The sequence below is a fragment of the Peterkaempfera griseoplana genome (genome assembly GCF_001418575.1).
GTDB lineage: Bacteria > Actinomycetota > Actinomycetes > Streptomycetales > Streptomycetaceae > Peterkaempfera > Peterkaempfera griseoplana.
In genome coordinates, this window is sequence record NZ_LIQR01000016.1 from 12,382 (window position 1) to 35,518 (window position 23,137).

Below are 23,137 nucleotides of genomic sequence, written 5' to 3' on the forward strand. Positions count from 1 at the left end.
ACAGCGCACCGCATGCATGGTTGCCACGGGCGGCCCGGATTCGTCCGGGCCGCCCGCAGGCGTTGCGCCGCTGGCCCGGACCGGGCTTCCGCCGCGCGGCCGCTGAGCGGTGCCGGAGCGGCGGTCGGGGTACGGCCTGGACTCAGCGGGCCGCGGGGTCGTCCGGCGCGCCGATCCCGGCGAGAGCGTTGAGCCAGGCGATCTGCCGTCCCATGCCGCCGGTGCCCTGCAGCGGGTTGAGGGCGTGCGGCCACACCTTTCGCGCGAGGGCGGTGTGCCGGGCGCCGGCCAGCACGACGACCGGATCGAGTTCGAGCACGCCGCGCTGCCGGGCCTGCTGCCGGAGCCGCTCGGCGGTGACGCTGCCGACGCCGTCGAGGGCGGTGTCATAGGGCTCGATGACGTCGTCGAGGGCGACCAGGCCGTGGAAGGAGGAGAGGATCAACAGGTGGTCGGGGCGCAGCCCCTGGGCCGCCCTGCGGCAGGCACGGTGGTACGGACCGGTGTACAGGTCCGCCGCTCGCGCCCGGTGGCCGAGTTTGCGGCTGCCGCAGGTGATGAGGACGAGTTCCGGCGACTGGAGCGCGGAACGGTCGGTGGCGGTCATCGTATGGCCCTCCGTGGGTGCACCGGCCGGCGGGCCCGGCAGGGTGCCTCGTCGGTGTGGTTCCTGGATCCCGGGCCGCCCGTGCGGCCGGTACCGTCCGTGGCCTTCCCCGGCGGCACCGTCGAGCCCATCACCGATTGCGCCGCAGGACAGCCGCCGGGACGGTCGCACGGCCCTCACATCGGGACACCGCTGCGCCCGCCCGTGGCCGGACCGCCATGGGGTCCGGCAGCGGGCGGGGGCGTGCCGGTGTCCCCGGCCGCTCTTGCCGCTCGGGACAGGCGCTGCCCGTCATGTCCCGATCTGAGGGCGCCCTGGCACGTGAGGTGGTGTGGCGGGAGTGGTGTGCCGCCATAGCGTCGTACCGCCAACGGGCCGACGGTCACGGCCGCCGCCCGGGAGCTGCCGGGGTGGGTGCCGGGCGGTCGGCCGATCGCCGAACGGCGGTTTCCCGAGAACAGGAAAGTAGGCGTTCCACGCCGTGACTCCCCACTCCCCCGGCGCCCCGACGGTCCCCTCCAGGGACTCGGGCGCGAGGCATTCCGCCGCTGCCCGTGTCCCGCGGCCCGGAGCGGGCGGAAGGACGCGTCCGCCGCTGGGCCCCAGCTGGTTCGCGGCCGTGATGGGCACCGGTATCGTCGCCGACGCGGCCGTCACCCTGCCGAGGACCTTTCCCGGACTGCGCGACGCCGCCACGGCGGTCTGGCTGGGGGCCGCGCTGCTGCTGGTCCTGCTCACGGTCGGCTATGTCCGGCAGCGGGCGCTGCGGGTGCACGCCGGTGATCCGGCGCTGGTCCAGTTCTTCGGGGCACCGCCGATGGCGCTGCTGACGGTGGGCGCCGGGGCGCTGCTGCTCGGCCGGCGCGTGATCGGGGCGCGGGCGGCGCTGGATGTGGACTGGGTGCTGTGGTCGCTCGGCACCGTGCTGGGACTCGCCACTGCCTGCACGGTGCCGTACCTGATGGTCACTCGGCACCGCTTCGCGCCCGACGCGGCGTTCGGCGGCTGGCTGATGCCGGTGGTACCTCCGATGGTCTCGGCGGCCACCGGCGCGCTGCTCGTTCCGCATGTACCGGCCGGACAGCTGCGGCTGGCGCTGCTGCAGGGCTGCTATGCGATGCTCGGGCTCGGTCTGGTGGCGGTCCTGCTGGTGCTCGCCATGGTCTACAGCCGCCTGGTGCACCATGAGGCGCCCACCGGTGCGGTGGTGCCCACGGTGTGGATCGGCGTGGGCGCACTGGGCCAGGCGGTGACGGCGCTGGGTGCGCTGGCCACGGCCGCACCCGGCACGCTGCCCGCGCCGTACACCCGGGGCGCCGCCGTCGTGGCGCTGCTGGGCGGGCTCGGTGTGTGGGGCTTCGCCATGCTGTGGCTGGTGCTGGCGACGGCGCTCACCGTGCGGGAGGTCCGGTCCGGACTCCCCTTCGCGCCGACCTGGTGGTCGTTCATCTTCCCCCTCGGCGCCTGTGTCACCGGCACCAGCGCCCTGGCTGCCCGTACGGGCTCGCAGCTGTTCGTCTGGATCGCCGTCGCCCTCTACACGCTGCTCGTCGCCGCCTGGGTGGTGGTGGCCTGGCGCTCACTGTGTCACGCCGTCGGGCGCCCGGACCGGCGGGAGGCCCCACGGGAACCCGGCGGCGCGCCGGCGCCTCCTGGGCGGTGAGACGGCGCCGTCCGAAGCGGGCGCCGACGGGGCGGCCGGGGGGCGTGGAACGTCCGGGCCAGGTTCAGTGGCATGACCATGCCTGTCGGGTCTATTCACGAAAAGATCTGCGTGTATTGTATTTCCGGAATCTCGACCCGAGGGGAGAAGGCATGAGCACCGCGGAGACGCGATCGGTCTGGACGTTCCTGACGAACCACGCGCGGGTGCTCGCCTTCATCGCCAAGGAGCCCGGCATCCGGTTGCGGGATCTCGCCGTGGCGTGCCAGGTGACGGAGCGCACCGTGCAGGGCATCGTCGCCGACCTGGAGGCCGAGGGCTATCTGGTCCGCATCCGCGAGGGGCGGCGCAACCGGTACGAGGTCATCTACGGCCGGCCGCTGCGGCACCCGGCCGACGCGGGGCACGACGTGGACGGCCTGCTCGCCCTCTTCCTGGCACGTCCCAGCTCCGACGAGCCGGGGACGGGCGAACCCGGGACGGGCGACCGCGGAACCGACGAACCCCGAACCGACGAACCCCGAACCGACGACCCCGGAACGGACGAAGCCGGAACGGGCGACCGCAGAACCGACGAACCCGGAACGGACGAACGCGAAGCGGCCGTCCTTCCCGAGCCCGTGTAGGGGCTGACGCGCGGCGTACCTGAGGCCTCTGGAGCGAACGGGCCCGCCATGCAGGTATGCCCGCAGCCGGCGACAGACGTCGATTCGACCATTGCCCGAATCTGGGGGAGGAGTACACGATGACGGACACGGTGGAGCGCCCGGTGGGCGGCGGCGGCATCGGTGAGGCCGAACTGCGGCAGCTTCTGGACGGTCTGACCGCTGTGCGTGACGGGGACTTCGGCACCAGGCTGCCGGACGGCAGCAGCGGCCTGCTGGCCGAGATCTCGTCGGTGTTCAACGGCATGGTGGACCAGCTGTCGCTGTTCACGTCCGAGGTGACGCGCGTGGCGCGGGAGGTCGGCACCGAGGGTCAGCTCGGCGGCCAGGCCGAGGTCCCTGGCGTCTCGGGCACCTGGAAGGACCTGACCGAGTCGGTCAACGCGATGGCGGGCAATCTGACCAGCCAGGTCCGCGACATCGCCCAGGTCGCCACCGCCGTCGCCAAGGGCGACCTGTCGCAGAAGATCGATGTGGCGGCCAAGGGCGAGATCCTGCAGCTGAAGGACACCGTCAACACGATGGTGGACCAGCTCTCCGCGTTCGCCGACGAGGTCACCCGCGTCGCCCGCGAGGTCGGCAGTGAGGGGCGGCTGGGCGGACAGGCGGAGGTGCCCGGCGTCGGCGGTGTGTGGCGGGACCTGACCGACTCGGTCAACTTCATGGCGGGCAACCTGACCGACCAGGTGCGCAACATCGCCCAGGTCACCACGGCGGTCGCCAAGGGCGACCTGTCGCAGAAGATCACCGTCAACGCCCGCGGTGAGATCCTGGAGCTGAAGAACACCGTCAACACGATGGTCGACCAGCTCTCCGCGTTCGCCGACGAGGTCACCCGCGTCGCCCGCGAGGTCGGCACCGAGGGACGCCTGGGCGGACAGGCGGACGTCAAGGGTGTCTCCGGGACCTGGCGCGACCTGACCGGCTCCGTCAACTTCATGGCCGGGAACCTCACCGCGCAGGTGCGGTCCATCGCCCAGGTGGCGACCGCGGTGGCCAAGGGCGACCTCTCGCAGAAGATCACCGTCAATGCGCGCGGCGAGATCGCCGAGCTGAAGACCACCATCAACACCATGGTCGACCAGCTCTCCTCCTTCGCCGACGAGGTCACCCGCGTCGCCCGCGAGGTCGGCACCGAGGGACGCCTGGGCGGACAGGCGGACGTCAAGGGTGTCTCCGGCATGTGGAAGGACCTGACGGAGTCGGTCAACGTCATGGCCGACAACCTCACCGCCCAGGTGCGCTCCATCGCCCAGGTCACCACCGCGGTGGCCAGGGGCGACATGACCCAGAAGATCCGCGTCGACGCGCGCGGCGAGATCCTGGAGCTGAAGGAGACCATCAACACGATGGTCGACCAGCTCTCCGCGTTCGCCGACGAGGTCACCCGGGTCGCCCGCGAGGTCGGCACCGAGGGCAACCTCGGTGGTCAGGCCACCGTCCGGGGCGTCTCAGGCACCTGGAAGGACCTGACCGACAACGTCAATGTGATGGCGTCCAACCTGACCGGCCAGGTGCGCTCCATCGCACAGGTCGCGACCGCGGTGGCCAAGGGCGACCTGTCACAGAAGATCACGGTGGAGGCCAAGGGCGAGGTCGCCGCACTGGCGGGCGTCATCAACACCATGGTCGACACCCTCTCCGCGTTCGCCGACGAGGTCACCCGCGTCGCCCGCGAGGTCGGCACCGAGGGCCAGCTGGGCGGTCAGGCCCGGGTGCCCAACGTGGCCGGCACCTGGAAGGACCTCACCGACAACGTCAACTCCATGGCGAACAACCTGACCAACCAGGTCCGCAACATCGCCCAGGTCACCACCGCCGTGGCCAACGGCGACCTGTCCAAGAAGATCGACGTGGACGCCCGCGGCGAGATCCTGGAGCTCAAGACCACCATCAACACCATGGTCGACCAGCTCTCCTCCTTCGCCGCCGAGGTCACCCGGGTCGCGCGGGAGGTGGGCAGCGAGGGGCGGCTGGGCGGTCAGGCCGAGGTCGAGGGCGTCTCCGGCACCTGGAAGCGCCTGACCGAGAACGTCAACGAGCTGGCCGGGAACCTCACCCGGCAGGTCCGCGCCATCGCCGAGGTCACCAGCGCCGTCGCCCAGGGCGACCTCACCCGCTCCATCACCGTCGAGGCACCGGGCGAGGTCGGGGACCTCAAGGACAACATCAACGCCATGGTGGAGTCTCTGCGCGAGACCACCCGCGCCAACCAGGAGCAGGACTGGCTGAAGACCAACCTGGCCCGGATCTCCGGTCTGATGCAGGGCAGCCGCGACCTCGCGGTCGTCGCCGACCAGGTCATGAGCGAACTCGCCCCGCTGGTGAGCGCCCAGTACGGTGCGTTCTTCCTCGCCGAGGACGCCACCGACGGCCCGCGCCTGCGCCTGATCGGCTCCTACGGCCGCCCCGCCGGGCCCGAACGCCCCGAGACCTGCCCGGTCGGACGCTCCCTGGTGGGCCAGGCCGCCGCCGACCGCGCTGTGATCAGCCTGGACGACCTTCCCGCCGACTACGTGACCATATCGTCCGGCCTCGGACAGACCCCCGCCCGCTCCCTGATCGTGCTGCCCATCGTGGTGGAGGAGCAGGTGCTGGGCGTCATCGAACTGGCCTCGCTGCACAGGTTCACCGCGGTGCACCGCGACTTCCTGGGGCAGCTGATGGAGGCCGTCGGGGTCAACGTCAGCACGATCGTCGCCAACGCCCGCACCGACGAACTGCTGCAGGAGTCGCAGCGGCTGGCCGGCGAACTGCGGTCCCGCTCCGAGGAACTGCAGGTGGGTCAGGAGGAGCTGCAGCGCTCCAACGCGGAGCTGGAGGAGAAGGCGGCGCTGCTGGCCGAGCGCAACCGCGACATCGAGGCCAAGAACGCGGAGATCGAGCAGGCCCGCCAGGAACTCGAGACGCGCGCCCAGCAGCTGTCGCTCGCCTCCAAGTACAAGTCGGAGTTCCTGGCGAACATGAGCCACGAACTGCGCACACCGCTCAACTCGCTGCTGATCCTCGCCCAGTTGCTGGCCCAGAACCCGACCCGCAACCTGATGCCCAAGCAGGTCGAGTACGCCACGATCATCCACTCGGCCGGCTCGGACCTGCTGCAGTTGATCAACGACATCCTGGACCTGTCCAAGGTCGAGGCCGGGAAGATGGACATCACCCCCGAGCCGGTGGCGCTGGGCCAGCTCCTCGACTACGTCGAGGCGACCTTCCGTCCGATGACCACGCAGAAGAGCCTCGACTTCCGCATCGTCACCGCCCCCGACGTCCCCCAGGAGATCCTGACGGACGACTCACGGCTGCGGCAGATCCTGCGGAACCTGCTGTCGAACGCGGTCAAGTTCACCGAGGCCGGCAGCGTCGAGGTGCGCATCGAACGGGCCGCCACGGAGGAGGTGCCGGAACAGGTCCGCCACTGGGGCGAGTTCATGGCCTTCCGGGTCACGGACACCGGGATCGGTGTCGCCGAGGAGCAGCTGGAGACGATCTTCGGCGCCTTCCAGCAGGCCGACGGCACCACCAGCCGCAAGTACGGCGGCACCGGGCTGGGCCTGTCCATCAGCCGCGAGATCGCCCAACTCCTGGGCGGTGCCATCAGCGTCCACAGCGCCCCGGGCCGGGGAAGCACCTTCACCCTGCTGCTGCCGGCCGCCAGGCCGGACTTCCGTGCCGTCGCCTCCGCACCCCGGACCGCCGCCCCGGCGACCGCGCCCGGCCTGCCCGCCCCGGCCTCGCCGGCGGCCGTCGAGGCGGACCCCGGTACGCCGCGACGAGCGCTGGTCCTCGAAGCCCGGGTCGGCGGGCTGCTGTCGGTGGTCACCGAGAACGCGGCCGCCAACACCTTCGACCCCGCCGTCGCGGCCTCCCGCGGTCAGCGCGCGGAGGTGGTCACCGTGCTCAGCGCCGAGGAGGCCGCCGCGGCCCTCGCGGCCGGCTCCTTCCACTGCGTGGTGCTGGAGGGCGCCATGCCGGACGGCTCCACCCACCGCTTCCTCGACGCCATGGCCGGGGACCCCGCACTGCAGCACGTACCGATCCTGGTGCACGCCACGCCCCGGCACGCGGCCGACGACCATCTGGCGGCGGGGGCGGCCGCACCGTCGGTCGAGGTCCTGCGCAGCCTGGACGACCTGCGTGAACGGGTCACCCTGCACCTGACGGCGGAGTACCCGGGCGCCGCCCTGCCGCTCGTCCGGCCCGAGGAGCTGCCCGCCCCCGAGGTCCAGGAACCCGGCGCTCTCACCGGCCGCACCGCGCTGGTCGTCGACGACGACGCCCGCAACGTCTATGCGATCAGCGGGATCCTGGAGCTGCACGGCATGACGGTGCTGGACGCCGACAACGGCCGGGCCGGCCTGGAGACCCTCCACGCCCACCCGGAGACCGACGTCGTCCTGATGGACGTGATGATGCCGGAGATGGACGGATACGCCGCCACCCGGGCCATCCGGACCTCCCCGGACCTCGCCCACCTGCCGGTGATCGCCGTCACCGCCAAGGCCATGCCGGGAGACCGTGACAAGAGCCTCGCCGCGGGGGCCGACGACTATGTGACCAAGCCGGTCGACGCCGCGCACCTCGTCGCCGCCATCCAGCGGTGCCTGGCGGAGAGGGGTGCCACCAGTGAGGTCTGAGCTGGAGCCGGCCGCCTCCTCCGGGCAGGTTCCGGCGCAGCCCGGCGCGCTCGCCGCCGAGCCCTCGGGTGCCGCCGGTGGCACCGGGCGGCTGGCCGCCCTGGTGATGCGGCTGCAGAGCGAGGTCGAGGCGGCGCAGTCGGCCGCCGAGGGCCGCGCGGTCATCGAGATGGCCAAGGGCCTGCTCATGGAACGCCTGGACTGCTCCGCCCGGGAGGCGGACCTGCAGCTGCGCCGGCTCGCCGAGCAGGCGGGCCTGACGCCCCTGGAGGTCGCAGCCGACCTGGTCCAGGACTCCACCGTCCGCCCCGGCCCGGGCCCCGGCCCGGACACCGCGGACGCCGGGGGCGCCGCACGGCTGAGAACGGCCGAGAGCGCGGCGCTCGCCGCGCACGACTGCGACGCTGTGGCCCACTCGCTCCTCCAGCACGCTCTCGGGCCGCTCGGGGCCGTGGCCGTGGCGCTCTGGGCCTCGTCCCCCGACGGCTCGATCACCCTGGCCGGCACCGCGGGTGTCACCGAGCAGGAGAGCCACCGCTGGCGCCACGTCCCGCCGCGCGTCACCACCCTCGCCCGGCTCGCCCTCTCCCGCCGGGAGGTCCTGCACGCCCGCCGGCTGGCGGACGTCGGCGCGGTGTCCATCGCCGAGGCCGACCTTGCCGACCACGGCCGGGTCGGCGTCCCGGCGCAGGTGCACGGCCGCACGGTGGGTGTCCTGGAGGTCGTGTGGGGCAGCACCCCGCCCGTCATCTCCGCCTCCATCGCCCACCAGCTGGAGAGCCTCGGAGAGGTCGCGGGCCACGCCCTGGACGTCCACGAGCCGCTGCCGACCGCCACCCTGGAGGCGGTCTACCCCCAGCTGCGTGAGCTCTCGGACCTGGCGGACGGCCTGGACAACGCGGCCGCACTGGTGCTCGCCCCCGCCATCGACCGGCACTCCGCGCTCACCGACTTCCGCATCCACCACCTCAACCCCCGCTTCGCGGATCCCGCGGGGCGGCCCCGCACCGCACTGATCGGCAAGGGGCTGCTGGAGAGCTACCCCCTGGTGGGTGCGCCCGGCGGCCTGTTCGACGCGGTCGAGCACGTCTACGCCACCGGCGAACCCTTCCGCGCGCCGCTGCAGATCTCCGCACTGGTCGACGGAGTGCCCATCCACTCCCGCGCCCAGGCGAGTCTCAGCCGCCACGGCGCCTGCGTCCTGGTCGTCTGGCATGTGGAGGCCGAGGCCAGCCGTCTGGCCGACCTGCTCCAGCACGCCCAGCGCCTCGGCCGTATCGCCGGCTTCGAGGAGGACTTCCGCACCGGGGAGATCACCTGGAACGACCAGCTCTTCGACCTGTACGGCCTCCGGCCGGGCGACAAGCTGGTCCGCCTGGAGGACATCGCCACCTACGTCCACGGCGACGACCACCACGCCGTCCACCGGTTCCTGCGGACCCTGCTGCACCACCGCCGCCCCTCGGCGGCCGCGTTCCGGCTCGAACGCGCCGACCAGGTCACCCGGTACATCCGGATCATCGCCGAGCCGGTCCTCGGCCCGTCGAACACCCTGGAGGGCGTCCGAGGCGCCTACCAGGACATCTCCGCCCAGCACTGGACCGAGGTCGCCCTGGCCGCCACCCGCGAACAACTCGCCCACACCGAGGCGGAGGCCAGGGAACGCAACCGCCTCACCCTGCGTCTGCAGCAGGCCATCATGCCGCCGGCCCACGCCGCCACCGGACTGCCCGGTCTGCAGATCGCGGTGCGCTACCGGCCCGCCGAGCAGGAACACCTGGTCGGCGGCGACTGGTACGACGCCCTCCCGCTGCCCGGCAACCGGGTCCTGCTGTCCGTCGGCGACGTGGCCGGGCACGGCATCGAGGCCGCCACCGGCATGGTCGCCCTCCGCAACGCCCTGCGCGGGCTGGCAGCCACCGGCGCCGGCCCCGGTCAGCTGCTCACCTGGCTCAACAGCGTGAGCCACCAGCTCACCGACGAGATCACCGCCACCGCGGTGTGCGCCATCTTCGACCCCGGCACCCGTGAGCTGCGCTGGGCGCGTGCCGGCCACCTCCCTCCGGTGCTGGTCCGCGACCATGTGCCGACGCCCCTGCCGCTCACCTCCGGGCTGCTGCTCGGCGCCCTCCCGTCCGCCACCTACGAGGAGCACTCCCTCACGCTGGAGCCGCACGACACCCTGCTGATGTTCACCGACGGCCTCATCGAGCGCCGGGACACCGTGCTGGAGACGGCCCTCAGCGAACTGCTGACCCACCTGCCGCAGGAGGCAACGCTGGAACAGCTCGTGGACCGGCTGCTCGTCCGCAGTTCCTCCGACACCGACGACGACACCTGCCTGATCGCCGTCAACATCACCTGACCCTCCGGGGCACCCGCGTGCGTCCCGGCCCGGCAGCCGGCCGGGGCACCACGCTCCGGGGCGCGGCGGATCCCGTCTGCCGCGGCCCGCCTGCGGACGGCGCGGTCCGCCGTACCGGCCCGTGGTGCCCGGGCTACGGCGCGACCGCCCCGGCGGTCGGCTCCGCCGTACCGGCGCCGGCCGTCCGGAAGCGGGCCCGGAAAGCACCCGGTGTGACACCCACCTGGCGGACGAACGCCCTGCGCAGCGACTCGGGTGAGCCGAACCCGCTGCGCCGGGCCACCACCGCCATGGGGTCGTCGCCCGTCTCCAGCAGCACCTGGGCGGCCTCCACCCGCACCTGCTCCACATAGCGGGCCGGGGTGGTTCCCGCCTCCTCGTGGAAGAGCCGGGTCATGTGGCGGACGCTGACCCCCGCCCGGCGGGCCATGGCCGGGAGGGTGTGGTTGGCGCCGGGGTTCTCCACGACGGCGTCCAGGACCTGACGGAGCATCTCCTGGTGGATGTGCGAGGCCCGGGAGCGGACGCTGAACTGGGACTGGCCTCCCGGCCGCTGCAGGAAGATGACCATGTCCTTGGCGACCGACCGGGCGACCTCCGCGCCGTGGTGCTCCTCGACGAGCGCCAGGGAGAGGTCGATACCGGTGCTGACCCCCGCCGAGGTCATCATCCGTCCGTCCCGCACGAAGATGGCGTCCGCGTCGACCTGTACGGAGGGGAAGCGCAGGGCCAGCTGCCGGGCGTGCCGCCAATGCGTGGTGGCGCGGCGGCCGTCCAGCAGGCCGGCCGCGGCCAGCAGGAACGCCCCCGTGCACACCGACGCCGTGCGACGGGCCGTCGCGTCGAGTCGCCGGACGGCGTCCAGCAGCCCCTCGTCCTTGATCAGCGTCTCCCACTCCGGGCCGCCCGGGACCAGCAGGAGGTCGCACGGCCCGCTCAGGTCGTCCACGGACCGGTCGGCCCTGAGCCGGGTCCCCGAGGAGGTGATCACCTCCGCCCCGTCCTCCGACGCGATCTGCACCCGGTAGCGCCCGCCGAACTCGTTCGCCGAGGCGAACACCTCGATGGGGCCGGTCACATCGAGCAGCCGCACCCCCGGGAAGACGAACACCGTCACGGTGAGCGGACCCGTGCCAGGGTGCTTGCGGTTCATCGGATGCCTCCGGGTCGTACGGGTGCGGACACCGGAGCGACGGCCGCAGCACCGCGGGGTCCGCGGGGGTTCGGCAGGCCGTTCACGACCGCCGTCCCACCGCTGTTCGCCGGATGTCCCTCACGTCATCCTGCGCCGGCGATCCCCGCCCGGGCCACGACCGGTTTCCTCCCTGCTGGGAGGCCACGCCTTCCAGTCCTCCGCCCGTGCCGCCCCGACGGACCGGCCGCCGAGCGCGACCGCGGCACACGGACGGCCCCACACGGCGCGGCGCCGCCGCTCCGCCCCGGTCCCGATGTGCACCACAGCCCCGGCAGCGGGCCCTGCCGGGGCCTATGCGACGGGCTCGGTGCGGGTGCCGTAGCGGAGTCCGTCGACGAGCAGCGTGGTCATCCGCTGGGTGTAGCCCTGGTCGTCCGGGGCGACCAGGTCGCTCATCGCCCGCAGCAGGTCGTACGGGGCGACGTCGGAGCGGATGTCGCCGGACGCGGCGGCGGCGGCCAGCAGTTCGGTGACCACGGGGACGAAGCGCTGCTGGAAGTAGGCCGGGAGACTCGCGTAGGCGGGGTCGCCGGAGTGCAGGGCGCTCTTGAGGCCGCGTTTGGCCGCGACGAACTGGGCGAAGCGCTGCAGCCAGCGGGTGAGGGCCTCGACCGGTTCGTACCGCTCGGAGAGGACGGGGGCCGCCTCGGCGCAGGCGTCGACCTCATGGCGGAAGACGGCGGCGATCAGGTCCGAGCGCTGCGGGAAGTGCCGGTAGAGGGTGCCGGTGCCGAGGCCCGCCTTGGCGGTGATCTGCCGCACGGGGGCGTCCACACCGTCGGTGGCGAACACCTCGGCGGCCGCCGCGAGCAGGGTGTCGACGCTGCGCCGGGCGTCGGCGCGCACACGCTGACGCGGCTGCTCCGCGCTCGTCGGGCCGTCGTTCACGGGACACCCACCCTTCATTGCCAAACGGAACACTGTTCCGTATCGTCTAAGTCGAACGCTGTTCCGGCTGTGCGAGCATATCGCGCCGCCGGGACCTCGGCACACCCATGAGGAGCACCGTGGACTACCGCACCCTGGGCCGGACCGGTATCAAGGTCAGCCCCTACTGCCTCGGCGCGATGATGTTCGGCGCCGTCGGCAACCCGGACCACGACGAGTCCGTCCGCATCATCCACCGGGCGCTCGACGCGGGCATCAACTTCGTCGACACCGCCGACGCCTACTCACGCGGCGAGTCCGAGGAGATCGTCGGCAAGGCCCTGAAGGGCCGCCGCGACAACGTCGTCCTCGCCACCAAGGCGCACCTGCCGATGGGCGACGACCCCAACCAGCAGGGGAACTCCCGGCGGTGGCTCACCCGGGCGCTGGAGGACTCACTGCGCAGGCTCGGGACCGACCACGTCGACCTGTTCCAGGTCCACCGGCCCGCACCCGACACCGACGTCGAGGAGACCCTCTCCGCCCTCACCGACCTGGTACGCGCCGGAAAGGTCCGGGCCGTCGGCAGCTCCACCTTCCCCGCCTCCGAGATCGTCGAGGCGCAGTGGGTCGCCGAACGGCGCGGCCTGGTGCGGTTCCGCACCGAGCAGCCGCCGTACTCGATCCTCACCCGCGGCATCGAGCGCGAGGTGCTGCCCGTCTGCGAGCGGTACGGCATGGGGACGCTGGTGTGGAGCCCGCTCGCGGGCGGCCTGCTCACCGGCCGCTACCGCAGGGACCGGCAGGCCGACACCCACCGCTCCGCCTTCGGCTTCCGCCACCTGCGCGACGAGCGCCGGCTCGACGCCGTGGAGCAGCTCCTCCTCCTCGCCGACAAGGCCGGGATCCCGCTGACGCACCTCGCCATGGCCTTCGCCGTCGCCCACCCGGGCGTGACCTCCGCGATCATCGGGCCGCGCACCATGGACCACCTCGACGACCTCCTCGCCGGCGCCCAGGTCTCCCTGACCGACGACATCCTCGACGAGATCGACGCCATCGTGCCGCCGGGCACCGACATCGGGACGCTGGACATGGCCTACGACCCGCCCGCCGTCAGGCACCCCGCGCTGCGCCGCCGCCCCGCCGGCGAACGCTCCGCCGCCTGACCCCGGCGCCCCGGGGGACCGCGGTGCGCCGGGACGCCCGGCCGGGGGTCATCCGGCGCCCCCGCCGGCGCGGCGGACCACCGCGACCCGCGCGGCGCAGGCCGCCGCGACCAGCAGCAGGACGGCGAGCGCGACGGCCACCCGCAGCAGTCCCTCCGCCGACGAAGGCGCCGCGAAGTAGACGCTCCCCAGGCCCGCGACCGCGGTCACCTCGGCGAGCACCGGGCCGGTGGAGTTGAGCGCCGAGACCGCGGACGCGTATCGCGGCTCCACCAGCGAGCTGATCTGCGCGATCAGCGGGCTGTAACCGGCGGCGTGTCCGGCCCCGGCCAGCATCAGCAGCGGCAGGGTGCCCATCGGATGCCACTGGTCACGGTGGAGGACCACCAGCAGGGTGGTCCCGGCCGCGAAGGCGAGGGGACCCGCGACCGGCAGCGCCGACCGCAGCCGCCGCGGACAGCGGTGCCACGACAGGCCGACCAGTCCGAAGCCGAGGGTGTACGGGACGAAGGCCAGCCCGGCCGCGAGCGGCGAGAGGCCCAGCGCGGACTGCAGATGCAGGGTCAGGGTGAGCAGCAGGGCCGCGTAGCAGCCCATCACGATCCAGCAGGCCGCCAGTCCCGGCTTCACCCCGGCCGGCCGCAGCACCGCCGGATCGAGCAGCGGGTGCGGCGTCCTGGTCTCATGGCGGACGAACAGGGCCAGCAGTACGGCGCCGCACCCCAGCGACGGCCACGCCCAGGCGGGCCAGCCCCGGTCGGGCCCGAGGACCAGAGGAACGACGAGCGCCACCATCGCGGCGGTCAGCACGGCGACACCGGCCAGGTCCAGCGGGCCCCGCCCGCCGACGGGGCGCCCACGGGGAAGGACCCGCGGGGCGACCGCCAGCACCGCGGCGCCGATCGGGACGTTGACCAGGAAGACGGGCCGCCAGGAGAGGCCCAGCAGGTCGGCGCCGGCCACCGTCCCCCCGACGACCTGCCCCAGAGCCACCCCCAGGGCCAGCACCACGCTGTACCACCCGATGGCCCGACGCCGCGCCGCGCCGTCCCAGCGCAGCTGGATCAGCGCGAAGACCTGCGGTGTGAGCAGCGCCGCCCCGACGGCCTGGGCGACCCGGGTGACCACCAGCGCGGCAGCGCCGGGGGCCAGCCCGCACAGCAGTGAGGCGACGGTGAACCAGGCCAGCCCGGCCAGGAAGACGCGCCGGTGCCCCAGCAGGTCGCCGAGGCGGGCGCAGGTGACCAGCAGCACTCCGGTGGTCAGCAGGTAGCCGGAGACGACCAGTTGGACGGCGGCGCCGCCGGCGTGCAGGTCCGCGCGGATGGTCTGCGCCGCCACCGACACGATCGAGCCGTCCATGGAGGCCATGACCTGGCCGGTGAGCAGCACCGCCAGCACCGGGCCGAGGCGGGTGGCCGTGACCGGCCGGGCAGTGTGGGTGAGCATGCCCGAAGGATCGGTCCGGCGCCCGGCCGCGGTCTTGAAGAAATATGCGGATCGCCGAGCCCGTGGTGCCTACAGTCGGAAGCGTGCGCACCGCGAGGAAGGTCGTCGAGAGTTCCGGGGTCGAGATCCGGGCGGTGGAGTGCTCGGACGAGCAGTCCGGCTGGTCCCCGCCCGAACCGGTGTCCGCCGCGCGGATCGTCCTGGTCCGCCGGGGGAGGTTCCGGCTCGACTGCGACGGCCGGCGGGTGACCGTCGAGCCCGCCGGCGGCTATCTGCACCGGCCCGGCGAGGTGGTGCGCTTCGCCCACCCCGCGGGGGGCGACCTGTGCACCTCGGTCACCGTCGCCGGCGGAGTGCTGACCGACGGGCTGGAGGCCGCCCGCTCTCCCTCCGTCCGGGTGGACGCGCGTCTTGAACTGGCCCATCGGATGCTGCTGCGCACCGGAGCCGATCCGGACTTCGGCGCCGTGGAGGCCGTTCTGGAGCTGCTGCGGCTGGCGCTGCGCAGCGAGCCCGACGACCTGCCCGCGCCCGGCCGGGCCGAACTCGCCCATCGGGCACAGGAGCTGATCCTCGACCAGGAGTCTTCCGGGACCGGACTGGTGGAGCTCGCCCGGCTGCTGGAGTCCTCACCGTCCCACCTGAGCCGGACCTTCCGTCACCATGTGGGCATGTCGTTGAGCCGCTACCGCAACCGGGTGCGGATCAGCCGGGCGCTGCTCCGCATCGACCAGGGCGAGACCGACCTCGCCGCGCTGGCGGCCGCTCTGGGCTTCAGCGACCAGGCGCACTTCACCAGGGTCATGCACCGGGAACTGGGCCGTACTCCCGGCCGGGTCCGCGCCCTCCTGGGCCCCGCACCGGCGGGTGACGGCAGCGGCCGCGACTGATCGCGCGGCAAACGTGGTGAGCCTCACCGCCCTCGGGCTCACATCATGACGCTGGAACGGCAGCCGTGGACAGGAGACCGAGCCCGACATCGGCGCACTGGTCGTCCTGTTCGAACGTCCCTCCGGCGACGGCGATCGCACCCACGACGACACCGTCACGCCGGATCAGCCGTGCGGCCAAGCCGGCCACGATGGGCGCTCCCGCCACATCGATGATCTGCGCGAACACCGCCGGGTACGCCTGCTGCAGACCCATCAGGTCACCGCCGTCGCGGTGAAACAGCGCGACACCGGATGCCTTCGCCGGGGCGATACGGGCCGACATCGGAGACGCACCGTCCATGCGATCGAGAACCTGCAGGTGCCCGCCACCGTCGACGATGGCGATCGTGACCGTCGCGCCGAGTCCGGCGGCGTGTTCGCGCACGCGGTCGCTGGCGGCCCGAGCCTCATCCAACGTGAGTAACATCGCTTCCACCTTCAATCTCTTGGATCGACCAACCTTGGACGGACCCAGGGTACGCCGGATTCATGGGACGGACCAAGGGATCGGCTAGGCTTCGCGCATGCAGATGGACGAGGCGCCAACCCGTTTGCGCTGCAAACCGAGCTGGCTGATCAACAAGGTCTCCACGCGGGCGCATCGACTCATCGGAGAAACGATGGCCGCTGCCGGCGGACACGCCTATCACTTCGCCATCCTCGCGGCGCTGGACGAGTTCGGACCGGACAGCCAGGCGCAGATCGGCCAGCGGTGCGGAATCGACCAGAGCGACATGCACGCGATGCTCAACACCCTGGTGGAACAGGGTCACGTCGCGCGCACCCCGGACCCCGCCGACCGGCGCCGCAACCTGATCACCCTGACCACCGCCGGGCGGCGCCGCCTCCAGGAACTGGACAGGACGCTCACCGAGGTCCAACACGACATCCTGGACGCCCTGTCGGCCACCGAGCGCGAGACGCTCACCGCGCTGCTCACCCGCATCCTCGACCAGATCCCCGCGCCGGACCGACCCGCCGCCCCATCGGACCTCACACCGACCACACGCGAGCGATGACACGGCCGGCCCCGACCGGGAACTGAGCCGCCACCGCGTGCAACGCCGGTGGGCCCCACCCCTCCCGTGCGGTCGGCCGCCGCCGGGACGGGTCAGTCGACGGCGGCGCTCTCCAGGGCGGTCAGTCGCTCGGCCGCCTCGGCGGTCGCCGGGGACTCCAGCCGCCGGTACACGGCGACGGCCTGCCGGATCTCGGCCAGGGCCGTCGCACGGTCGCCGAGGGCGAGGGCGCAGCAAGCGGCGCCGTCCAGGGCCCTGGCCTCGTCCAGCGGATTGCGGGCGCGCCGTGCGAGCAGCAGGGCCTGCCGGTAGAGCGGGAGCGCCGCCCGGGGGCCCTCGGTCGTGACGGTCAGGGTGCCCAGTTCGAGGAGTGTGCCGGTCTCCCCGGGGCGGCTGCCGAGGTCGCGGTAGATCGCCAGCGCCTGCCCGTACAGATCAGCGGCGGCCCGGTGGTCGCCGAGCGCCTGGCGGGCACGGCCCAGACCGCGCAGCGAGTCGGCCTCTCCGTGGCGGCTGCCGACCTCCCGGCAGGCGTCCAGCGACCGCTGGTGGAGGTCGGCCGCGCCGCGGTGGTCGCCGAGGGCGTGGCGCACCCGGCCCAGGCCGCGCAGGGCGTTGGCGAGCCCCTGGGCGCTGCCCAGCTCCTGATAGATCGTCAGGGCCTGTCCGTAGAGCTCCCCCGCGCTGCCGCGGTCCCCTCTCTCGTCCAGTACGAAGGCCAGGTCGTGCAGCGCCGCGGCCTCGCCGCGGCGGTCGCCCAGGGTGCGGTAGAGGGCGACGACCTGCCGGGTCAGGTCGGCGGCTGCGGAGGAGTCGCCGGAGGAGTGCCGGGTCCGCCCGAGGTCGCAGAGCGTACGGGCCTCGCCGAGGTGGTCGCCGAGGTCCCGGAAGATCTCCAGGGCGCGCTCGTGCAGATGCCCCGCCTCCTGGGTCTCCCCGGTCAGCAACCGGATCCGGCCGAGTTCATGGAGGTCGTTGGCCTGGCCGTGGCGGTCGCCCAGTTCCTGGTGGATCAGCAGCGCCTGCTCGTACAGGTGCGCCGCGGCCCGGTAGTCGCCGGTCGCATGCCGCACCCGGCCCAGGTCGCACAGGGCGTCCGCCTCGCCGAGGCGGTCACCGCTGCGCGCCGCGGTGGTCGCCGCCGACTGGTGCAGGGAGGCGGCCTGCGCCCAGCGGCCGTCCAGCAGCAGGAAGGCCGCCAGGTCCATGGAGAGGGCCACGGTGAGCGAGGGGTGGGCCGCCGCCGCGGGATGCGCGAGGAAGGCGAGGACGTTCTGGTGCTCGGTCCGCATCCACGCCAGGGCACCCCCACGGTCGGTCAGCGCGGGCACCGCCACGGGCTCCCCTGAGGTCGCGGACCGGCCGGGGCGGGTACGGCGGGCCAGGTGCTGGTTGGCCCGCGCGGCGGTGTACCGGTAGTAGTCGGCGAGCCTCCGCAGCGGCTCGTCATGCTCCGCCCCACCATCCTGACGGCCGGTCATGGTTCGTGCGTAGAGCCCGATGAGGTCGTGGAACCGGTAGCGGCCGGGGTCGCGCTGGACGAGCAGATTGTGGTCGAGCAGCGTCTCCAGGAGCCGTTCCGCCGTGAGGTGGTCGGTGCCGAGCAGGTTCCCGGCCGTGTAGGCGTCGAAGTCCTGGCCGGGGAAGCGGCCCAGCCGGCGGAAGAGGTCCTGCTCCTGCCCGGACAGGGCCGCGAAGGAGGTGCCGAAGGCGGCGGCCAGGCTGCGGTCCTCGTCCATGAGGTGACCCAGCCGCCGGTGCTCGTCACGCAGCTGCTCGACGAGGCTCTCCACCCGCAGACTGCGGCTGTGCCGCAGCCTGGCCGCGGCGATCCGGATCGCCAGCGGCAGGTGGCCGCACAGGCCCACCAGCTCGGCGGCGGCCGGGTCACCGGCGGCGATGCGGCCGGCCCCGGCGCCCTCCCGGAGCAGGGCGACGGCGTCCGGTACGGGCAGCACGTCCACAGTGAGGATGTGGGCGTCGTCCAGGCTGGTGAGGCGCTTGCGGCTGGTGATCAGCACCAGGCATCCGGGTGTTCCCAGCAGCAGGGGCCGCACCTGGGCGGCGCTCGCGGCGTTGTCGAGGACGATCAGGGTGCGGGTGTCGGCCAGTCGTTCCCGGTACAGGGCGGCGCGGGTGCTCAGGTCTCCGGGTATCTGCTGGGGCGGGACGCCCAGGGAGCGCAGGAGCCAGTCCAGTGCCTCGTCCGCGGTGAGCGGGGCGGTGCCGGCCGTGTGGCCGTGCAGGTCCACGAAGAGCTGTCCGTCGGGGAAGTGCGCGCGGGCCCGGTGCGCGGCCCGGACGGCCAGTGCGGACTTGCCGACGCCGCCCATCCCGTTGATCGCCGAGACCACCACCATGCCTGCTGCACTTCCCGCGGGTGCTGCCCGGGCCAGCGCCAGGAGCTGGTCGAGCTCCCGGGCCCGTCCGGTGAACAGCCTCGTGTCGTAGGGGAGTTGGCAGGGCATCCCCGTCCCCCGCGGCCGGTCCTCGGCTGCGGGCACCGCGGCGGTACGCGCCGGGGCCTGGGCGGTGCGGGCAGCGGCGATCAGCTGTCCACGGCGGTGGGTGTCGAGGTGCAGGGCGTCCGCGAGCCGGGCGACCGAGGACAGCCGCGGCAGGCGCCGTCCCGCCTCCAGCACGCTGATCGAGTGCGCGGACACCCCGGAACGGTCGGCGAGTTCGTCCTGTGTCCAGCCGGCCAGCAACCGGCAGTCGCGAAGGAGTTCACCGAAGGCGCTGCCAGCCACGTTCTCCCCTGGGACGCAGTCAGCCGCCGAGGCGGCACAGACCGGGAGGACCGGGTTGCGTCCCGGCGTCTCCCGCTCAACCGCCGTGCAAACTACCACCTGGCGACGCCGCGTCAACCTCCGGCTCGGCGACCGGGGACCTGTCGGTTTTCTGCGGATTTCCGTTGGTGTACGACCCCCTGGACGTGCCTCCTTCTCCGGAACCCGGCGTGCCCCGGTCCACGGGTGGCCGGAGGTGTGATCGCGGCACCGAGCCGCCGGGGCCGCCCTCCGGACCTGTTCCCCCCGTCGTCCCCAACGGCCCGTCCTGCCAGGCCCGGTCCGACGGTTCGCGCCCGGGCGCGCTGGACGCCCGGCGGGAGTGACCGAAGGGCCCGGGACCCGGGGCTCCGCGGCCGGTGAGGGGGAACGCCGCAGGGGCGCCCTGGGTGGGCGCCCCTGCGGTCTCCGGTCCGACCCCCGTCCGTACCGGAGGTGTCAGTAGAGCGAGGTGCAGGCCTGCTGGCCCACGTTGTAGTAGTCGCTGTGCACGCAGACCTTGTCCTGGTACCCCGGGCCGTCGTAGTAGGGGTTGGGCGTGTAGGGGGTCCACCAGCCGGTGGAGGCACCCTGGTTGCCGTTGATGTACTGGGTCATCTGCACCCAGCAGCCGGGGTTGTCCACCGCCAGCTGGGCGGTCTGGTACTCGTGCGAGCTGTTGCCGTAGCCCTCCAGGATGACCTGCTCGACGGTGCAGTTGCCGATGGTCGCCGTCGTGCGGATCCAGGAGGAGGTGGTGGCGGACGCCGGGCCGGCGGCCGCCAGTGGCACGACGACCAGCCCGAGTGCTCCGGCCGCCACGGCCAGCTTCCTCATCACAGCAGTCCCCTTTGTCTCTCAGGGGCGATGGGTTCCCCCTCTGGTCCCCGGCTCCCGCCCCTGCTCTGCACCACATCCTCTGGGCACGCGGCCGGCGACTCCATGACGTTGGGATGACGTTCCCCTGGCGTTCCGGACGGCAAGCGGGGACGGCCCGGACGGCGACCCGGGACGGCCCGGCGGCCGGAGGCTCCGCCGTGCTCGGGGCCGGGACCGGGTCCCCTCTCCCGCCCTGCGGCGGCTGCGCTGCGGCGCCGCGCGCCTCAGGCGCCGACGGCCTGGCGACCAGGTCCGGTGAGGGCCGCGGCGCGTGCGGCGACCAGCCGGCGCAGTACGCGCTCCGCTGCCGCGTCGGCCGGGGTGACGGCGACCAGGCACTGTTCCGAACCCTGGAGGGTGGCCAGCGCGTCGTAGCAGACCGTCAGGTCGCCGCCGGTCGGATGCCGCAGCCGTTTGGTGCCGTGGGCGCGCTGCCGGATGGTGTGGTCATCCCACCAGGACGCGAAGTCGGCGTCGGCGTCGCGCAGTTCGGCGACCAGGCGGCGCAGCGGGGCGTCGTCGCGGTGGCGGGCCAGGTTGGCGCGCAGGTTGCCGACGGTCTCCCGCGCCACCCGCTCCCAGTCCAGCTGCATCTCGCGGATGTCCGGCAGCAGGAAGAGCATGCGGGCGGTGTTGGCGGCGTCGCCCGTGCCGAAGTCCTCCCCGAAGAGCGCCCGGGCCGCGGCGTTGTGGGCCAGGACGTCGAAGCGGAAGTCGACCACGTACGCGGGCAGCAGCGGCATTCCGTCCAGCAGGACGCGCAGTGACGGCTCGACGGGGGCGGGGACGTGCGGGGCGACCGGGGCCTCGCCCCTGGAGATCACATGCAGATGGCGCCGTTCGGACGGTGACAGACGCAGCGCCTGCGCCAGGGCGTCGAGCACGGCGGTGCCGGGGGTGCCGACCCGGCCCTGTTCGAGCCGGATGTACCAGTCGACGCTGACGGCCGCCAGCTGCGCCACCTCCTGCCGCCGCAGCCCGGGGGTGCGGCGGCGGTCCGTCCGGGGCAGGCCGACGTCCTCCGGCCGCAGGCGTGCCCGCATCGCTCGCAGGAACTGCGCCAGTTCGGTCTGCTGATGTGCCTGTCGCCCCGTCACACGCTCCATGATCGGGACCGCCGGCCGCCTGGTCCACTCCGCATCCTGGTATCCCGCACACCAGCATCCGGCGGGCCTCCCTGTCCGCCGCGCGACCCGTGATCGTGGAGTGCACCACAGGATCGACGATCAGCGGGAGGGCATCATGAAGCGACACCTGAAGGCCGGTACGGCTCTGCTGGCGACCGCCGCGGTCGCGACCACCGTCGGCACCTCGGCGGCGTCCGCCCTGGGCCGCAGCCCGGCCTCCGGCCCGGCGCAGGACGGCGGCTACGGCTACACCCGGGTACGAGCGGGCGTCCCGGACTCCGCCGCGCGTTTCACGGTGACCAGCCCGGACGTACGCGACGGGGGCACCTTCCCCGCCGGTGCCTGGGCGGACGCCTTCGGCTGCACGGGCGCCAACCGCCAGGTCCGGCTGTCCTGGAGCGGCGCACCCCGGGACACCCGCAGCTACGCCGTCACCATGTTCGACCCGGACGCGCCGACGGGGTCGGGGTTCTGGCACTGGCTGGTCTGGGACATCCCGGCCACGACCCCCTCGCTGGGCGACACCCTGCCGGACGGTGCGGTGGCGGGTACGGACGACGCCGGCCGTACCGGCTACCTGGGGCCGTGCCCGCCCGCGGGGGACGTCCCGCACCGGTACGAGATCACCGTGTACGCGCTGGATGTGCCGAGTCTGCAGCTGGCGGCGTCGACTCCGGCGGCGGTCACGGCGTTCACCATGTCGGGCCATGTCGTCGGCCGGGCCCGGCTGACCGCGACCGCCCGGCGGTGAGGCCGCGGGACGGGCGGCGCGGGGCCGGTGGGCTTGTCCGGCGGTCCGCGCCGGTGGGGCGCGCGGCGTCCGGTGCGTGCCCCCCTCGCCGAAGGCGGGCGAGGGGGGCGCATCGCACGGCGGAGGACCGGCCTCGGACCAGGCGTAACCGGCCGACTCCGACGGCGCGGCGAGGTGCCGTGCCGTGCCCGGGGGTAACTCCCGGCCGTCGGGCCGGGGCGGGCACGGTTCGGACGCGCCCTGGGCCCGCCCCGCGGCGGGGCGTCCGCCGGCAGGTGGGGCGCGACGACCTCGTGCGGTGGTCGGGACGGCGTCAGAAAACGCGCGTCTCCGGGCTGGGGACGAACCGGTCGGCCCGGACGAACTGGTTGTAGGCGACGACGTCGGTGAAGAAGAGCGGGATGGGGATGGTGAGCCCCACCGGCAGCGGCGGGGGCATGTCGGGGGTGAAGGTCACCGGGAGCAGCCCCAGCAGCTTTCCGCTCAGCACCCTGGTCAGCAGCAGCACCCGGCCGTCGGCTGCCACGGAGTGCCCCGGAGGGCCGTAGGCCTCCAGCCTGCGCTGGCAGGGGTACCAGGGGCCCGGTGCGCCGCGGTCGACGGAACCGATGCCGGGAATGCCCATGCCGAGCAGCGGCAGCGGGAGTCCGGGGATGCCGTGGAACGCCGGATACGGCGGCCGCCACCCCTGGCGCAGTCCGCAGTCGGGCGGCAGCAGCGGCGCGGTCTGCCGGGGGTTCAGGGCGTCCAGGCGGCCCGCCGTGAAGACCAGGACGCGCTGTCTGCCGAACCGGGTGGGCACCGCCGCGACGCCGTGGAAGGTCAGGCCGGTGAGGACCAGCAGAGGCGTGAGGAGCCGGAAGGGCTGGGCGGCTGCCCGGACGCGGGACCGCTCGGCATCCCTGGACAGGCCGAGCGGCACCGACGTCAGGCACCAGGGCGAGGGGGTGGCCCGCCCTCCGAGGTCCAGGCCCGGGGGGAGCACCGACAGCAGGCGGCCCGGCCCACTGGCCGCGGGGAGCGGGGGAAGGGCCAGTTGCACATGGG

Annotated in this window: 16 protein-coding genes and 1 pseudogene; 8 read left to right on the forward strand and 9 right to left on the reverse strand. The window is 73.4% G+C overall.

The features are described from left to right. Positions 1–142 precede the first annotated feature (142 nt). Positions 143–607, reverse strand: a complete 465-nt coding sequence (locus AOK09_RS01380; protein ID WP_055585226.1) for a DUF6884 domain-containing protein — start codon at positions 605–607, stop codon at positions 143–145. Between the two features lie 622 nt (positions 608–1,229). On the opposite strand from AOK09_RS01380, the gene AOK09_RS01385 reads away from it, so the two are divergent. The 4 genes from AOK09_RS01385 (at position 1,230) to AOK09_RS01400 (ending at position 9,934) form a co-directional block, all read left to right on the forward strand. Then, positions 1,230–2,270 carry a TDT family transporter gene (locus AOK09_RS01385; protein WP_107101206.1) on the forward strand — a complete coding sequence of 347 codons (1,041 nt, stop codon included), beginning with the start codon at positions 1,230–1,232 and terminating at the stop codon, positions 2,268–2,270. Between the two features lie 152 nt (positions 2,271–2,422). Beyond that, a complete protein-coding gene (locus AOK09_RS43355) occupies positions 2,423–2,896 on the forward strand; it encodes a helix-turn-helix transcriptional regulator (RefSeq protein ID WP_063795802.1) in 474 nt (157 codons plus the stop codon). Between the two features lie 119 nt (positions 2,897–3,015). Then, a complete protein-coding gene (locus tag AOK09_RS01395) occupies positions 3,016–7,569 on the forward strand; it encodes a HAMP domain-containing protein (RefSeq protein WP_055585227.1) in 4,554 nt (1,517 codons plus the stop codon). Next, positions 7,550–9,934: a SpoIIE family protein phosphatase gene (locus AOK09_RS01400; RefSeq protein ID WP_055585228.1), complete on the forward strand. Its 2,385-nt coding sequence runs from the start codon at positions 7,550–7,552 to the stop codon at positions 9,932–9,934. Before AOK09_RS01395 ends, AOK09_RS01400 begins: the two co-directional genes overlap by 20 nt. 133 nt (positions 9,935–10,067) lie before the next feature. Here the strand turns inward: AOK09_RS01400 and AOK09_RS01405 are convergent, their stop codons facing one another. Together AOK09_RS01405 and AOK09_RS01410 are read right to left on the reverse strand one after the other, a co-directional pair. Continuing rightward, a complete protein-coding gene (locus AOK09_RS01405; RefSeq protein WP_055585229.1) occupies positions 10,068–11,087 on the reverse strand; it encodes a GlxA family transcriptional regulator in 1,020 nt (339 codons plus the stop codon). Between the two features lie 333 nt (positions 11,088–11,420). Continuing rightward, complete coding sequence (locus AOK09_RS01410; RefSeq protein WP_245687063.1) at positions 11,421–12,017, reverse strand: TetR/AcrR family transcriptional regulator; 597 nt, start codon at positions 12,015–12,017, stop codon at positions 11,421–11,423. 119 nt (positions 12,018–12,136) lie between these two features. Here AOK09_RS01410 and AOK09_RS01415 point away from each other — a divergent pair, with 119 nt between their 5' ends. Further along, positions 12,137–13,165 carry an aldo/keto reductase gene (locus AOK09_RS01415; RefSeq protein ID WP_055585231.1) on the forward strand — a complete coding sequence of 343 codons (1,029 nt, stop codon included), beginning with the start codon at positions 12,137–12,139 and terminating at the stop codon, positions 13,163–13,165. 48 nt (positions 13,166–13,213) lie between these two features. Here the strand turns inward: AOK09_RS01415 and AOK09_RS01420 are convergent, their stop codons facing one another. Then, positions 13,214–14,614 carry an MFS transporter gene (locus AOK09_RS01420; protein WP_055585232.1) on the reverse strand — a complete coding sequence of 467 codons (1,401 nt, stop codon included), beginning with the start codon at positions 14,612–14,614 and terminating at the stop codon, positions 13,214–13,216. 83 nt (positions 14,615–14,697) lie between these two features. Between AOK09_RS01420 and AOK09_RS01425 the strand changes: the two genes are divergently transcribed. Continuing rightward, positions 14,698–15,504, forward strand: a complete 807-nt coding sequence (locus tag AOK09_RS01425; RefSeq protein ID WP_245687064.1) for a helix-turn-helix domain-containing protein — start codon at positions 14,698–14,700, stop codon at positions 15,502–15,504. Positions 15,505–15,547: 43 nt separating this feature from the next. Here AOK09_RS01425 and AOK09_RS01430 read toward each other — a convergent pair whose 3' ends face one another. Next, positions 15,548–15,973: a GlcG/HbpS family heme-binding protein gene (locus tag AOK09_RS01430; protein WP_055585234.1), complete on the reverse strand. Its 426-nt coding sequence runs from the start codon at positions 15,971–15,973 to the stop codon at positions 15,548–15,550. Positions 15,974–16,070: 97 nt separating this feature from the next. Between AOK09_RS01430 and AOK09_RS01435 the strand changes: the two genes are divergently transcribed. Continuing rightward, a complete protein-coding gene (locus AOK09_RS01435) occupies positions 16,071–16,565 on the forward strand; it encodes a MarR family winged helix-turn-helix transcriptional regulator (protein ID WP_079062629.1) in 495 nt (164 codons plus the stop codon). Positions 16,566–16,657: 92 nt separating this feature from the next. On the opposite strand, the gene AOK09_RS01440 is transcribed toward AOK09_RS01435, so the two are convergent. From AOK09_RS01440 to AOK09_RS01450, 3 genes are all read right to left on the reverse strand, one after another. Continuing rightward, positions 16,658–19,315 (reverse strand): ATP-binding protein, encoded by a 2,658-nt coding sequence (locus AOK09_RS01440; RefSeq protein ID WP_055585235.1) that lies wholly within the window; start codon positions 19,313–19,315, stop codon positions 16,658–16,660. A 477-nt stretch (positions 19,316–19,792) separates the two neighbouring features. Beyond that, positions 19,793–20,170: a hypothetical protein gene (locus AOK09_RS01445; protein WP_055585236.1), complete on the reverse strand. Its 378-nt coding sequence runs from the start codon at positions 20,168–20,170 to the stop codon at positions 19,793–19,795. 266 nt (positions 20,171–20,436) lie between these two features. Further along, positions 20,437–21,309 carry a helix-turn-helix transcriptional regulator gene (locus AOK09_RS01450; RefSeq protein WP_245687065.1) on the reverse strand — a complete coding sequence of 291 codons (873 nt, stop codon included), beginning with the start codon at positions 21,307–21,309 and terminating at the stop codon, positions 20,437–20,439. A 145-nt stretch (positions 21,310–21,454) separates the two neighbouring features. Between AOK09_RS01450 and AOK09_RS01455 the strand changes: the two genes are divergently transcribed. After that, positions 21,455–22,090: a YbhB/YbcL family Raf kinase inhibitor-like protein gene (locus tag AOK09_RS01455; protein WP_079062634.1), complete on the forward strand. Its 636-nt coding sequence runs from the start codon at positions 21,455–21,457 to the stop codon at positions 22,088–22,090. A 313-nt stretch (positions 22,091–22,403) separates the two neighbouring features. On the opposite strand, the pseudogene AOK09_RS01460 reads toward AOK09_RS01455, so the two are convergent. Next, a pseudogene (locus AOK09_RS01460) lies at positions 22,404–23,137 on the reverse strand (hypothetical protein); the annotation flags it as partial.

Coding starts and splice junctions, on each gene's coding strand:
- AOK09_RS01405 (WP_055585229.1), bottom strand. CDS start 11,087: ATGAACCGCAAGCACCCTGGCACGGGTCCGCTCACCGTGACGGTGTTC.
- AOK09_RS01385 (WP_107101206.1), top strand. CDS start 1,230: ATGGGCACCGGTATCGTCGCCGACGCGGCCGTCACCCTGCCGAGGACC.
- AOK09_RS01380 (WP_055585226.1), bottom strand. CDS start 607: ATGACCGCCACCGACCGTTCCGCGCTCCAGTCGCCGGAACTCGTCCTC.
- AOK09_RS01435 (WP_079062629.1), top strand. CDS start 16,071: ATGCAGATGGACGAGGCGCCAACCCGTTTGCGCTGCAAACCGAGCTGG.
- AOK09_RS01420 (WP_055585232.1), bottom strand. CDS start 14,614: ATGCTCACCCACACTGCCCGGCCGGTCACGGCCACCCGCCTCGGCCCG.
- AOK09_RS01395 (WP_055585227.1), top strand. CDS start 3,016: ATGACGGACACGGTGGAGCGCCCGGTGGGCGGCGGCGGCATCGGTGAG.
- AOK09_RS01455 (WP_079062634.1), top strand. CDS start 21,455: ATGAAGCGACACCTGAAGGCCGGTACGGCTCTGCTGGCGACCGCCGCG.
- AOK09_RS43355 (WP_063795802.1), top strand. CDS start 2,423: ATGAGCACCGCGGAGACGCGATCGGTCTGGACGTTCCTGACGAACCAC.
- AOK09_RS01445 (WP_055585236.1), bottom strand. CDS start 20,170: ATGAGGAAGCTGGCCGTGGCGGCCGGAGCACTCGGGCTGGTCGTCGTG.
- AOK09_RS01430 (WP_055585234.1), bottom strand. CDS start 15,973: ATGTTACTCACGTTGGATGAGGCTCGGGCCGCCAGCGACCGCGTGCGC.